The 13,365-nt window shown below is 68.7% G+C and carries 10 protein-coding genes; 7 read left to right on the top strand and 3 right to left on the bottom strand.

What is annotated here, in order from left to right; all coding sequences use genetic code 11:
- The first annotated feature begins 29 nt into the window (after positions 1-29).
- Complete coding sequence (locus AB0M15_RS34410; RefSeq protein ID WP_363828011.1) at positions 30-1,742, top strand: ABC transporter substrate-binding protein; 1,713 nt, start codon at positions 30-32, stop codon at positions 1,740-1,742.
- 80 nt (positions 1,743-1,822) lie between these two features.
- Here the strand turns inward: AB0M15_RS34410 and AB0M15_RS34405 are convergent, their stop codons facing one another.
- On the bottom strand, positions 1,823-4,183 hold the full coding sequence (locus tag AB0M15_RS34405) for a tetratricopeptide repeat protein (RefSeq protein ID WP_363828008.1): 2,361 nt from the start codon (positions 4,181-4,183) through the stop codon (positions 1,823-1,825).
- A 130-nt stretch (positions 4,184-4,313) separates the two neighbouring features.
- On the opposite strand from AB0M15_RS34405, the gene AB0M15_RS34400 reads away from it, so the two are divergent.
- The 5 genes from AB0M15_RS34400 to AB0M15_RS34380 all read left to right on the top strand — a co-directional run bounded on the left by AB0M15_RS34400 (position 4,314) and on the right by AB0M15_RS34380 (position 10,395).
- Positions 4,314-4,610: a LuxR C-terminal-related transcriptional regulator gene (locus tag AB0M15_RS34400; RefSeq protein WP_343982572.1), complete on the top strand. Its 297-nt coding sequence runs from the start codon at positions 4,314-4,316 to the stop codon at positions 4,608-4,610.
- A 44-nt stretch (positions 4,611-4,654) separates the two neighbouring features.
- Positions 4,655-5,566, top strand: coding sequence for an N-acetyl-1-D-myo-inositol-2-amino-2-deoxy-alpha-D-glucopyranoside deacetylase (gene mshB, locus AB0M15_RS34395; protein ID WP_363828004.1), 912 nt, complete (start codon positions 4,655-4,657; stop codon positions 5,564-5,566).
- Between the two features lie 49 nt (positions 5,567-5,615).
- Positions 5,616-7,979, top strand: a complete 2,364-nt coding sequence (locus AB0M15_RS34390) for a tetratricopeptide repeat protein (RefSeq protein WP_363828001.1) — start codon at positions 5,616-5,618, stop codon at positions 7,977-7,979.
- A 56-nt stretch (positions 7,980-8,035) separates the two neighbouring features.
- The gene (locus tag AB0M15_RS34385) at positions 8,036-8,551 is read left to right on the top strand and encodes a flavin reductase family protein (RefSeq protein WP_363827997.1); all 516 of its coding nucleotides are present in this window, start codon (positions 8,036-8,038) and stop codon (positions 8,549-8,551) included.
- A gap of 65 nt (positions 8,552-8,616) precedes the next feature.
- Positions 8,617-10,395 (top strand): VanW family protein, encoded by a 1,779-nt coding sequence (locus AB0M15_RS34380; RefSeq protein WP_363827994.1) that lies wholly within the window; start codon positions 8,617-8,619, stop codon positions 10,393-10,395.
- A 46-nt stretch (positions 10,396-10,441) separates the two neighbouring features.
- Here AB0M15_RS34380 and AB0M15_RS34375 read toward each other — a convergent pair whose 3' ends face one another.
- Entirely contained in the window at positions 10,442-10,873 is a 432-nt protein-coding gene (locus AB0M15_RS34375; protein WP_363827991.1) for a type II toxin-antitoxin system PemK/MazF family toxin, read from the bottom strand.
- Between the two features lie 59 nt (positions 10,874-10,932).
- On the opposite strand from AB0M15_RS34375, the gene AB0M15_RS34370 reads away from it, so the two are divergent.
- Positions 10,933-12,321 (top strand): MFS transporter, encoded by a 1,389-nt coding sequence (locus AB0M15_RS34370; protein ID WP_363827987.1) that lies wholly within the window; start codon positions 10,933-10,935, stop codon positions 12,319-12,321.
- Here the strand turns inward: AB0M15_RS34370 and AB0M15_RS34365 are convergent.
- Entirely contained in the window at positions 12,298-13,236 is a 939-nt protein-coding gene (locus tag AB0M15_RS34365) for a GNAT family N-acetyltransferase (protein WP_363827984.1), read from the bottom strand. The two genes, AB0M15_RS34370 and AB0M15_RS34365, sit on opposite strands and share 24 nt — an antisense overlap.
- Positions 13,237-13,365 lie beyond the last annotated feature (129 nt).

The raw sequence follows: 13,365 nt of genomic DNA, 5'->3' as shown, positions 1-13,365 counted from the left end.
ACGTCATGACAAGGAAGGAATTACTGGCTATGAAGTACGCCAAACGAGTAGGACAGGTAGTTGCGGCAGGAGCCTCGGTGGCCCTGCTGGCGACTGCTTGCGGCGGCGGGAACGATGACGCCGGCAGCAAGTCCACTGCAGGCACAGACGGCGCCGGGGCCAAGGGGGGCACCGTCACGGTTTACCACGTCAACGACGTCGAGCACTTGGACCCGGCGCGTAACTTCGTCACCGACTCCGGGATGATCGGCAAGCTGATCACCCGGACGCTGGTCGACTACCGTTACGACGCCAAAGAAAAGAAGATCAAGCTCGAGAACGACCTCGCGGCCAGCTACGAGGCGAGCCCTGACTTCAAGACCTGGACCTTCAAGCTGAAGGACGGGCTGAAGTACGAGGACGGTTCGCCGATCGTTGCCGCCGACATCAAGTACGGCGCGGAGCGTTCGTTCGCGGCCGACATGGCAGAGGGTGCGCCGTACGCGCACAACTACCTGGACTGCCCGGGCTACAAGGGCCCGTACGTCAACAACAACAACGGTGGCAAGGGCTGCACCGCCATCGAGGTGCCGGACGAGAAGACCGTCATCCTCAAGCTGAACCAGCCGGTCGCCACCTTCGAGGGCGCGGCCAGCATGAAGATCTGGTCGCCGGTCCCGAAGGCCAAGGACACCCACACGGCCTACGACAACCACCCGGTCGCGACCGGCCCGTACAAGATCGAGTCCTACGTCCGCAAGAAGTCGCTGACGCTGGTCCGCAACACCAACTGGGACCAGAAGACCGACCCGCTGCGCAACGCGCTGCCGGACAAGTTCGTCTTCAAGTTCGGTGACGCCGAGGCGACCGTCGACCAGCGGCTGTTCGCCGACGGTGCGGCGGACAAGAACTCGATCAGCTTCGCCGGTGTCCAGCCGGAGAACATCGCCAAGACCAACCAGCCGAACGTCAAGGACCGGGTCGTCACCGGTACCGACATCTGCCGCCGCTACATCGCGTTCAACGAGCAGAAGCCGCTGCTGAAGAACCAGAAGCTGCGCGAGGCGCTGTACTACGGTCTGGACCGCACCAGCTACCGCGACGCCCGTGGTGGCGAGCGGCTGGCCGCGGTGGTCGACTCGATCATCCCGCAGGACCTGAACGGCTACACCAAGGAAAGCTTCTTCAACTCCCCGCCCGAGGGCGACCAGGCCAAGGCGAAGGCCGCGCTGGCCGAGTCCGGCTACAAGGGTGAGAAGCTGACTCTCGGCACCGCCGACTCGGGTCTGGCCACCAAGGCGGCCGAGGCCGCGCAGGCGTCCTGGAAGGCTGTCGGCATCAACATCGACATCCGCAAGATCCCGGGCGACAACTACTACTCGACCCAGCAGCAGGACGCGTCGGCGACCGATCTGATCACCGCCGGCTGGTGCTTCGACTGGGCGACCCTGGCCACCATCGTCCCGCCGGTCTTCGGACCGGACCTGACGGCCCCGAACAAGGCCGCGCAGAACAACTACGCCCGCAGCAACACGGGCTGGGACAAGATGGCCGAGCTGTCCAAGGAGACCGACAAGCCCAAGATGGAGCAGGGCTACTCGGACCTGTACACCGAGATCATGAAGACGGCGCCGCTGGTGCCGACCGTTCAGGACCTCAACGTGTACGTCACCGGCTCGAACATCGCTGACGCGGTGGCCGACCCGAACACCGGTGGAATCCTGGACCTGACGCAGATCGGCCTGAAGAAGCCGACCAGCTGATCAAGCAGGTAGCACCATCACCTGACAGGTGAGAAGGAGGCGGTTTCCCTTCGGGGGGCCGCCTCCTTCGCTGTTGTTGCTCAGGTGCTGCGGAGGAGTTGGTGCAGGGCGGCGGCGCCGTGGGCGTCATGCTGCTCGTGGATGGACAAGGCGATCCGCCATTCGCGGCGGGCCTCCGGGAGGTGGCCCTGGGCGTGGTGGACCTCGCCGAGGCTCTTGCGGATGTCGGCCTCGACCAGCCAGTCGCCGTACTGGCCGGCGATGGCCAGCCCTTCGCTCTGGGCGGCGATGGCTTCTTCGTAGCGTCCCTCGGCCAGGCGCAGGCGGCCGAGCTCGTTCAGTACCTCGGCCTCCGGGATCGCGGCGCCCGCGGTCCGGTAGAGCTTCAGGCTTTCGCGCAGGGATTCGCCGGCCACGTCGTATTGGCCGGCCTCGCGGTAGGCGACGCCGACGTTCTGGGCGATCATGCCGCGGTACTTCTCCAGGCCGGGCTCGACCAGGAGCTCCATCGCCTCGTCGAAGTGCCGTCGGGCGGATTTGGGCATCCCTGTCTTCAGGTACAGCATGCCGAGCGCCAGGCAGGCCCAGGCGGCTCGTGGTGGGATCCCCAGGCGTAGACCGATCTCCCGGGCCCGCTCGGCGTACGGGATGCCGTCGGTGGTGCGGCCGGTGCGCTCTAGTACGTGGCTGAGGCTGCTCAGACAGAGCGCCTGGAGGTTGCCGTCGCCGGACGCGTCGGCAGTGTCCACTGCCCGGCGCAGGGGAGCGACGGCCTGCTCGTACTGGCCGAGCTCGGCATGGGCGGCGCCGAGGTCATGCAGGACGAGGCCTTCGGCGATCCGGTCGGGGCCGCCGCTGACCAGGCGTAGTACGGCCTCGTTGACCTGAAGCCACTCGAGCCAGGCCCGGCGGACGGCGTAGTACACGTTGAGACCGACCGCTAGCTGTACTGCGAGGCTGGGCTGGTCCACTGCGGCCTGCTGCACGATGCCGACCAGGTTGGCCCGCTCGTTGTCCAGCCAACTGAGGACGTCGTCCTGGCAGGAGAGGTCCAGGGCGCCGGTCAGCCACTCCTTGTCGAGCCAGCCGTCGCGGGTCACGCCGTGTCCGGCGTACTCGCTGGCCTTCCAGACGACGGCGGAGACTCGTCTGATCCACCTGGTGTTCGCTGCCGCCTTGTCCTGCTCGGTCAGCATCTGATCCGCAAGCTCACGCGCTGCGACCCGCACCAGGTCGTGCAGCCTGTACCGCCCTGGCCCGGGTGTGGCGAGCAGGTGCACGTCCACCAGCCGCTCCAGTACTACGACAGCCTCCGGCTCCGGACTGTCCGACAGAGCGGCCGCCAGCGCCGACGTGAGGTCCACCGAGTCCGACAACCCGAGCAGCGCGAACATCGTGACGGCCTGTACGTCGATCGGGTCGTCACTGCCGGCCAACTGCTCGATCGACAGCACCAGCGTCGCCCGTACGCCGGAATCGTCCAGCTGCAGCTCGTCGAGCCGGCGTCGGCCGTCCGCCAGTCGCTCAGCGAGATGGGCCACCGGCCAGGTCGGGCGGGACGCCAGCCTGGCCCCTGCCATCCGGATCGCCAGCGGGAGGCCGCCACACTGGCGTACCACCTCGGCACACTCGTCCTCTGGCGCGTCCGGGCGTTCTGAGATCCGCCGGAGCATCTCGATGGACTCCTCCAGAGGCGGCTCGCCCAGCTGGAACTGACGGCCGCCGAGCCCGGCCATGCTGCGCCTGCTCGTCACGATGACCGCGCAGCCGCCCGAACCGGGGAGGAGCGGCCGGACCTGATCCTGGTCGGAGGCGTTGTCGAGCACCAGCGCCAGGCGACGCCCGGCGAGCGCAGTACGGAAGCGGGCTGTCGCGGTGGCGAGGTCCACGGGTGGTGTCTCGCCCAGGTCCTCCAGTAGGTAGGTCAGGGCGTCCAGGGGCTCGAGCGGTGGGCCGATGCCGAAGCCGCGCAGGTCCAGGTACAGCTGGCCGTCCGGGAAGTGGTCCGCGACCTGGTGAGCCGTGTGGATGGCGAGGGTGGTCTTGCCGATGCCGCCCATGCCCGTGATGGCGGTCACACTGACGCCCTTGGAGGTGGTGAGGTACTTGGTCAGCAGCTCCATCTCCCGGATCCGGCCGGTGAAGTCGCCACTGGCGAACGGCAGCTGTCTGGGGGAGGCCGCCAGGGACGGCTTCGGTGCAGGCTTGTCCGACTTGCCGCGGCGGGAGGCGGCAGCGGCCAGCGCTGCGGTCTGGTCGGCGTCCAGGTGGAGCGCCTCGGCCAGTGCGTCGACCGTGCTCAGCTGCGGGTAGCGCCTGGTTCCGCGCTCGAGGGTGCTGATCGCCTGGACGCTCACGCCGGAGCCTTCGGACAGCTCGTCCTGGGTCAGCCCCGCGGCTGCCCGGTGCCGGCGGAGCAGCGCCGCGAACTGCGAGTCCACCTCGGTACCTCCCGATCGCCACTTTCGGTCAAGCCCTATTTGTATGGGTGAACTGTATGGGTTGTACCTGGTGACCCGGTTTGCAGCGGTCGAGAATTGAACTCGCACGACGACTGGGGAGGAGATGTGCATGTCGGTTTACCAGGCTGTTCCTGCGGTGCGACGCGAGGACTTCGCACCGGAGGTCGTCTGTGAGGTCTATGAGCTGGGCACGCATCGCAAGACGCAGGCCGCGGCCAACGAGCTCACCAGCCGCCAGGTCACCATCGGCCGGCTGATGGCCACGGGTGCCAAGGACGCCGCGATCGCCCGCCAGCTCGGGCTCTCGCTGCGGACCGTCCGGGCCGAGATCAGCGCGCTGATCGCCGGGCTCGGCGCCCGGTCGCGCTTCCAGGCAGGCTGCTTGCTGGTCCGCCGCTTCGGCTGAACAACCGGCAGGGGAGTGTCCGCGGGCCCACGTAGGCTGGCGGTATGAGTGAGCTTCCCGACCGCCGCCTGCTGCTGGTCCATGCCCATCCTGACGACGAGACGATCAACAACGGCGCGACGATGGCGCGGTATGTCGCCGAGGGCGCGCAGGTCACGCTGGTGACCTGCACCCTCGGTGAGGAGGGCGAGGTACTGGTCCCGGAGCTGGCCCACCTGGCCGCGGACCAGACCGACGAACTCGGCAAGCACCGGATCGGCGAGCTGGCCGCGGCGATGGCCGAGCTGGGCGTCACCGACCACCGGTTCCTCGGCGGACCGGGCAAGTACCGCGACACCGGGATGATCTACAACGCCGAGGGCAACGCGGACGTCCCGCCGGACACCCGGCCGGACAGCTTCTGGAAGGCCGACCTGCTGGCCGCGGCGAACGACCTGATCCCGGTCATCCGGGAGATCCGCCCGCAGGTCCTGGTCACCTACGACCAGTGGGGCAACTACGGCCATCCCGACCACATCCAGGCGCACCGGGTCGCGACCTATGCGGCTGCCCTGGCCGCGGCACCGTCGTACCGGGAGGACCTCGGCGAGGCCTGGGAGATCGCGAAGATCTACTGGCCGACGATCGGGGAGGCGAGCATGCGGGCGAGCCTGCGCAGGCTCCGTGAGGCCGGCGACACCACCACCTTCGAGGGGATGGACCCGGACGGCCCGATGCCGCCGATGATCACCCCGGACCGGCTGGTCGACTGCGTGATCGCGGCCGGTGAGTACATCGACCGCAAGATGAACGCGATGAAGGCGCACGCCACCCAGATCACCGTCGACGGCCCCTTCTTCGCCCTGTCGAACAACACCGGCAACGAAATCTTCGGCGACGAGGCCTACCGCCTGGTCAAGGGCACCGCGGCCCCCGGCCCCGGTGGCGTCGAGACAGACCTCTTCGCCGGCCTCTGATCCGAAGCCGGCCAGAGTGCCCGCGTATCGGGGTCTACGATCTGGAGACATGGGCACCCGGCTGGGTGGATTGTTGCGGGCACACCGGGCTGCGGCCGGGTTGAGCCGGGAGGCGTTGGCCGAGCGGGCCGCCTTGAGCGTCGAGGCGATCCGGGCGCTGGAGAACGGGCGTCGGCGGTATCCGCGGCCCAGCACGATCGAGCACTTGGCCGGGGCGTTGGGGTTGCCGGAGGCCGAGCAGGACCTGTTGGTGCAGGCCGCGCAGAGGCCTGCGGGGCCGGCTGTGCCGCGCCAGTTGCCGGCGGACCTCGCGGACTTCGTCGGCCGGGAGCAGGTGCTCGATGAGCTGGTCGATGCACTGACGGCTGTTCCCGGCTATCCCGGCGGAGCGGTGCTGGTGGCGATCGCCGGGATGGGTGGCATCGGCAAGACCTCGCTGGCGGTTCGCGCGGCGCAGCAGACGGTGGATGAGTTCCCCGATGGTCAGCTGTACGTCGACTTGCGCGGGCACGGTGGCGATCCCATCTCGGCACTGGACGCACTGGGCCGGATGCTGAGGACGCTTGGCGTGCACGACGTACCGGACGAGGTGGCGACCGCGTCAGCACGGTATCGGTCGCTGCTGGCCGGACGGCGCGTGCTGCTCGTGCTCGACAACGCAGCCAGTACTACGCAAGTGGCCCCGCTGCTGCCCGGTACTGCGGAGACGGTCACCCTGGTCACCAGCCGGCGACGGCTGAGCGGGCTGGACGGAGCCAAGCATCTACCCCTTGACCTGCTGTCCGAGGCGGAAGGGTTGGAGCTCCTGGCCTCAGTGGCCGAGAACCGGACGGAGCAGGAGCCCACTGCGGCCGCTGAGGTCGTCCGGCTGTGCGGGCGCTTGCCACTGGCTCTGCGGATCGCCGGCACCTATCTCGCCGACCGGCCCGGACTGTCCGTCGAGCAACTCGCTGCGGCGCTGGCCGATGAGCAGTCCAAGCTCGGCGTGCTGTCGTCCACTGGGCTGGGGGACGGAGTGCGGTCGAGTCTCGGCGTCTCGATCGAGGCGCTGGCGGCCAGTGCCCGCAAGGTCGACCAGACGGCTGCCCGTGCGTTGCCGCTGGTGTCCCTGCTCCCTGGTGACGACTTCTCGTTGCGGATGGCGGCAGCCGCGCTCGATCTGCCGTTGTTCGAGGTCGAGACGGCGCTCGAGCACCTGGTCGACGTCAATCTGCTCGAGACGCCGGCGCTGCGGAGGTACCGGATCCATGACCTGATCCGGGCCGTCGGGCACGATCTGGCCCAGTCGATGACGACCGAGGAGGACCGGGCCGCGCTGAGGCTCCGGGTGCTCGATCAGTACGCCGCGATGCTCTGGCGCGCGGATGAGCTGGATCCCCAATCGCCCGTGCGGGTCCTGTGGCACGACTCGGCCTGGGTGGCCGGCGCGCTGGATCTGCCCGATCTGGAGAGTGTCTTCGACGAAGTCGACGCGGATCGCAACAACCTCGTCCTGGCGACTCAGGCCGCCGCGACCGGGTCAAGTGCTGAGCGCGGGCGGGTCGTGCGGATCGCGATCGGGGCCAGTCTGGCCTGCCGGTACCACCGGCGCTGGCTGGAGTGGAAGCAGCTCAACGAGTTCGCGGTCGAGCTGGTCGACGAGCGAACGGACCCGATGGCCGCGTTCATGATCCATTTCGACCTGGGACTGGCCCAGGCTGAGCTGGGAGACTTCGCCGGCGGTGCGGATCACTTGGCCGTGGCCCGTCGGCTGGCCGCGGAGCTGGGCGACGACGAGTACGAGGCCAAGAGCCTGATGAACCTCGCGCACATGCTCGAACAGGCAGACCGGCTGGACGAAGGACGGGTGGCGGCCCAGGAGTCGATGGATCAGGCGATCCGGATCGGTCACGAGAGCCTGGAGACGTACTCCCGGCTGGTCCTCGGCCAGATCGCCGGGAAGGAAGGCCAGTTCGAGGCGCAGCGGGTCGCCTTCGAAGGCGCGATCGAAGTGGTCCGGCGGACGGATCGGTCGACGCGGGTGGCGGCGCTGTACCTGACGATCGCCGAGGCGTACCGGACGACCAGCCGGTACGACGACGCAGTCGACGCGCTGCGGCAGGCCGAGGTGATCCATCGCGCGACCGGGTCGGACGGCGGGGTGGCCGAGGTGCTCGATCATCTCGGCGCCGTGTGGTTCGAGCTTGGGCGGTACCAGGACGCGCTCGGGGCCCAGCAGGATGCGTTGAAGCTGGCGCTGGCGGTCGAGGCGCAGGACCGGGAGGCGAGTGTGCGGCTGCGGATGGGGCAGACCCTGGCCGCGCTCGGCCGGGTGGACGAGGCGCGAGGCGAGTGGCAGGCCGCGTTGCGTTTCTACGACAGCCATGGCAACCCTCGCTCGGAGCAGGCGAGGAAGCTGCTGGCCGGGCAGTGACAGGTTCCACACCGTGAGTTGAGGCGTCAACCTTCTCGGGGTCATAGAGTGCTGGGGTGACAACGGACCCCGGCGGCAGCATCGATTCCGGGGAGTTCCGTACGGCGATGGGCCGGTTCGCGTCCGGGATCACCATCATGAGCACCCTGCAGGACGGCGTCGCGCACGCGATGACGGCCAACGCGTTCACCTCCGTCTCGCTGGATCCACCGTTGGTGATGGTGTGTGTGGACCATGGGGTCCGGATGCACGACGCCGTACTGGAGTGCGGCTACTGGGCGATCTCGGTGCTGGCGGACTCGCACGGGGAGATCGCGGAGCGGTTCGCGAAGTCCGGGCGGGATCTGTACCGGCAGTTCGACGGGATCGCTACTGAGACCGGTCCGAAGACGGGCTGCACGCTGATCGAGGGAGCGCTCTCCTGGCTGGAGTGCCGGACCTGGGCGACCTATCCGGGCGGCGATCACACGATCGTCGTCGGCGAGGTGCTGAGCCTGGGCACAGGGCCGGCCGGTGACGCTTCGGCACTGATCTACTACTCAGGTGGATATCGGGCACTCAAGGGCAGCTAGGCCTGCCCCTTCCGGTAGTCTTTGCCGTTGCTGTTACCTGGTTACGAGCAGGAGGACTCTGTCCGGTGGGGAGAAACAAGCTCGCGGGGATCATCGCCGCGGCAGTGTTCGGGGTGCTCGTAGTCGCTTACGGTCTGGCGTTCGCGCTGACCGGCGACAAAGTACCGGGGGATACGACAGTCCTGGGGATTCCGCTCGGTGGCCTGTCCGAGAACGACGCGAAAGCCAAACTACAGGCCGGGCTGAAGGATCGCCTGGTACTGCCGATCAAGGTCAAGGCCGGTGAGTCGACCTTCGCGGTGAAGCCCGCCGACGCCGGGCTGACGCTGGACGTCGACGCGACCGTCGCCGCGGCAGGGGCCGGGCGCAGCCTGAACCCGGCCCGGATCTGGCGGGCGATGACCGGTGGCGACGCCATCCAGCCGGTGGTCGCCAAGGACGAGACCAAGCTGAAGGCGGCCATCGAGACGCTGGCCAAGCAGGTCAACCGGCCGGCCACCGAGGGAACGATCACCTTCGTGCAGGCCAAGGCCGTCCAGCACCCGTCCGCCGACGGGCTGGAGCTGGACAACGACAAGGCCACCGAGACGGTCGTCTCCGGCTTCCCGTCGGACGGCAACCCGAAGGACCTCCAGGTCAGCGTGACCAAGCCGAAGGCCGGTACCGAGGCCATCGACAAGGCGATGTCGGAGTACGCCGTACCGGCGATGTCCGGCCCGGTCCGGCTGACCGTCGGGGACAAGAGCGCCGATCTGCAGCCCGAGGAGCTCGCTCCCGCGCTGACCCTGGTCGCCAAGGACGGCGGCTTCACGCCGAGCCTGAACGGCAAGCTGCTCGAGCCGCTGTTCGCCGAGCGGTTCAAGACGCTGGAGACGCTGCCGAAGGACGCGACGATCGGCGTGGTGGGCGGCAAGGTCAAGGTGATCCCCGCCGTCGACGGGATGGTGGTGGCCCGCGACAAGGTGGTGCCGGCGATCCTCGCGATCCTGCCGAAGCCGGCCGGTCAGCGCACCGCCGCGGTCGGCCTGGCGCACACCAAGGCCAAGGTCACCACCGAGGCGGCCGCCGCGCTCGGGATCAAGGAGGTGATGGGGGAGTTCACCACGCACTTCCCCTACGCCGAGTACCGCAACGTCAACATCGGCACCGCGGCGCGCAAGATCAACGGCACCCTGCTGAAGCCGAACGAGATGTTCAGCCTGAACAAGATCGTCGGCGAGCGGACCCGCGAGAACGGCTTCACCGACGGCAACATCATCAGCGGCGGCAAGTTCGTCCTGGACCTCGGCGGCGGCGTCTCGCAGTCGGCCACCACCACCTTCAACGCGGCCTTCTTCGCCGGTCTGAAGGACGTCCAGCACAAGGCGCACAGCGTCTACATCGACCGCTACCCGGTCGGCCGGGAGGCGACCGTGGCCTGGCCGTCGGTCGACCTGAAGTTCCTCAACGACTCCGGTCACGGGATCTTCGTGCAGACCATCTTCACCGCCGCCAAGCCCGGTGGGCAGGGCACCCTGACGGTGAAGATCTGGGGCACCAAGGTCTGGGACATCACCGCGGGCAAGTCGGAACGGACCAACTTCCGCGCGCCGGGCGAGGTCTGGGACACCGCCGCGAACTGCCGGCCGCAGGCGCCGACCGGTGGCTTCGACATCAAGATCTTCCGGTACTTCGCGAAGAACGGCGTCCGGGTCAAGACCGAGTCGTTCACCACGAACTACAACGCGGCCGACACGATCCACTGCGGGCCCAAGCCCGGTACGCCGCCGGCGACCCCCACCACTCCTGGTCCGCCGGGAATGGGCAAGCCGTCAGGTCCCACAACCACCCGGCCGCCTAGCTGAGCCGTTTGCCTCTGGGCCGTCCCCTTGCGTTGGGGGCGGCCCAGTTTCATGCCCGGTGCAGTTCGTGCAACTGGGCCGCGACGTCGGTGAAGACGTCCTCGCCGATGGCCGCGCCTTCACGGCGGACCTCGGCCGGGTCGATCCGCAGTACCCGATCGATCCGTACTTCGCTGTTGCGGCCGGCCTTGTCCCACGGGCCGCTGCCGATGTCGAGCCAGACCCGGCCCCAGCGCGCCTCGTCGGCGGCGTCGCGGTCGTGATCCTTGCTGGTCAGGATCAACGCGAGCAGCCACGGCCCGTCCGAGCCGACGACCAGTACCGGCCGGTCCTTGCCGCGGTGGTGGTCCTCCTCGAACGGCACCCAGGTCCAGACCACCTCGCCCGGATCGGCCACGCCGTCGTCGGGGTGCGGCGTGTACTCGACGTGCACCGTGCCCTCGTAGTCCCCTGCGTACTCCGGCCGCACCTGCTCAGTCATGTGCCGACCCTACCGACTGCCCGCCCTCACACGATGGCCTCGCGACACGTTCCCTCCCTGTGCAGACACTCACGGCTACCCGTGGCCGGACGGCGATCCTCGCGATCCTGCTGACCGGTCAGTTCATGGCCAACGTCGACACCGCGGTCGCCAACATCGCGGCGCCGTCGATCGGCGCGACGCTGGGCGCCTCGGAGGGGCAGGTCGCGCTGGTGGTCTCCGGCTACGTCGTCGCGTTCGCCGTCCTGCTGATCACGGGCGCGCGGCTCGGGTCCTCGTGGGGGTATCGCCGGGTGTTCCTGCTCGGCCTGCAGGTGTTCACGGTCGCCTCACTGGCTTGCGGGCTGGCGCCGGAGGTCTACTCGCTGACCGTGGCGCGGTTCGTGCAGGGCGCCGGCGCTGCGCTGATGGTGCCGCAGGTCCTGAGCGGCATCCAGCTGTACTTCGCCGGCCGAGACCGGGTGAAGGCGCTCGGGTACTTCTCCATCGCACTGTCCGGGGGAGCAGTGGCCGGCCAGGTCCTTGGCGGCCTGCTGATCGCCGCCGACCTCTTCGGCACAGCCTGGCGCCCAATCTTCCTGATCAACGTGCCCATCGGACTCGCTCTGGTACTCGTAGCCAGGCGTCACCTCCCGGCCGACGCTGACGCCGCCGCAGGCGGCCCCGGCTCCGGCTCCGGCGGGGATCGGCAGGCGATCGATCCGCGCGGTGTGCTCACGCTGTCCGCTGCTGTCCTGCTGGTGGTCGTGCCGTTGCTGCTGGGCTCCGAGCGTGGCTGGCCACTGTGGTCCTGGCTGTGTCTGGCTTGCAGTGTGCCGGTCGTGGTCCTCTTCGAGCTAGGCGAGCGGCGCACAGCCGCCCGTGGTGGTCGGCCCCTGATCGCTCGACCTCTACTGCGCACACCGGCTGTCCGGGCCGGGTTGCTCGCCCACGGGCTGACCACTGGCGCGTACTTCGGTCTGCTGTTCGTCTTGGCGCTCTATCTTCAACAGGGGCTGGGGAAAGGGCCGGCCTACTCGGGGTTCGCCATGGTGGTGTGGGTGGCCGCCTTCGGGCTGGCCGGGCCGATCCTGCCGCGGTTGCCCGAGGGCTTCCGCTGGATGCCAGTGATCGGCTGCCTGATCCTGGCCGCGGGCTACCTGGCCGTGCTGGCGTTCCTGCAGCTCGGTGGGTCGGCTGGGCCGTGGCTGTTCGCTCTGCTGGGGATCGGCGGGCTTGGGCTGGGGTTCAGCGCCAACACGCTCATCGGGGCGATCACCTCGGCCGTGCCGACGCAGTACGCGGCTGATGCGTCTGGGGTCATCGCCACCAACGCGCAGCTGTCCGGTGCGCTAGGGGTGGCGGTGGGTGGTGTGGTCTATGCCGGGCAGGGGCTGAGCGTAGTACTGGCTGGGTTTGCGGTGCTTGCGCTGGCGGCGGCTTGGTCAGCTCGACGGTTGGTTCGTTAGGTAGCGGTACCGGTAGGCCGTGGCGTACCCGAGGTTGGTGTAGGTCGTCATGGCCGGCTTGTTGTCCTCCACGACCTCCAGGTAGCTGCGGCGGCCGCCCAACTGCCCAGACCAGCGCGCAAGCCCCTGCAGGATCGCTGTGGCGAGCCCACGCCTCCTGTACTCCGGGTCGACCCGCACGGCGTCCACACCCAGCCAGTGGCCCGTCATCGAGCCGCGCCCCACCGCGACCACCCGACCGTCGAGCTCCACCGACGCGAAGGCCGCCTTGGGAGCGCCCTCCATCACAGCGGGCGCCGCTGCCGGAGGAGCGTCCTCGAAGGCGGCCTCATACCAGGCTGCGTCCGGCTTGTCGCTGATGGTCACCTCAAAGTCAGGGGAGGCGTTCACCAGGTCCAGCGTCGTGTGCATGACCTGTACGTCCGCCTGCTCCGGCCGGGCGTCGACCCAGCCCAGCTGGCCGAGCTCCTGGGCCGCAGGGCTCTCCAGACGGACCAGGGCCAGGGACTGGAGTCCCCGGTCGGTGTAGAACGCCTCAGCCAGCTTGAGAGCCTCGGAGATGGGCATCTCGGGGTCACCGGCCGGCAGGAGGGAGTTGGCGCGGCCAGTCCAGCCGTCAGAGGCCCTGAGGAGCCACTGGCCGACGTACGAGGTCTCTACCGCGGGGCGGCCCAGGGCGGTGGTGAGGAAGAGTTGCTCGACGTCCACCGGGCGCAATGGCATCGGTGGGATCCGTTTGGCTGCTGAGACGTCCTGCAAACGGACCCGGTGCAGCGTACTGTCGGAGTGCCGGACCACCAGCCAACCCGCGTCGTATCCCTGCAGTACCCCGATCACATCGGTCGACTGGCCGCCCGGAAGCCGGTGGCGAACCACGACACGGTGGCCGATATCACGGGCACTGAGGCCTGACACGATGCGGACTCCTGGCAGAGTGGGGCTGGGACTACCGTGATACTAGGTAGCCGCACCACCATATGAGCATCGGGAACACCGCACCGCAGCACCCAGTCCGCTGCGCCTGCTGGCTATAGGAGGAGTACC

The organism is Kribbella sp. NPDC051718 (assembly GCF_040681515.1).
In the GTDB taxonomy this organism is placed as follows: Bacteria; Actinomycetota; Actinomycetes; order Propionibacteriales; family Kribbellaceae; genus Kribbella.
This window is presented reverse-complemented; position numbering and strand designations above follow the sequence as displayed.

Coding starts and splice junctions, on each gene's coding strand:
- AB0M15_RS34400 (WP_343982572.1), top strand. CDS start 4,314: ATGTCGGTTTACCAGGCTGTTCCTGCGGTGCGACGCGAGGACTTCGCA.
- AB0M15_RS34375 (WP_363827991.1), bottom strand. CDS start 10,873: ATGACTGAGCAGGTGCGGCCGGAGTACGCAGGGGACTACGAGGGCACG.
- mshB (WP_363828004.1), top strand. CDS start 4,655: ATGAGTGAGCTTCCCGACCGCCGCCTGCTGCTGGTCCATGCCCATCCT.
- AB0M15_RS34410 (WP_363828011.1), top strand. CDS start 30: ATGAAGTACGCCAAACGAGTAGGACAGGTAGTTGCGGCAGGAGCCTCG.
- AB0M15_RS34390 (WP_363828001.1), top strand. CDS start 5,616: ATGGGCACCCGGCTGGGTGGATTGTTGCGGGCACACCGGGCTGCGGCC.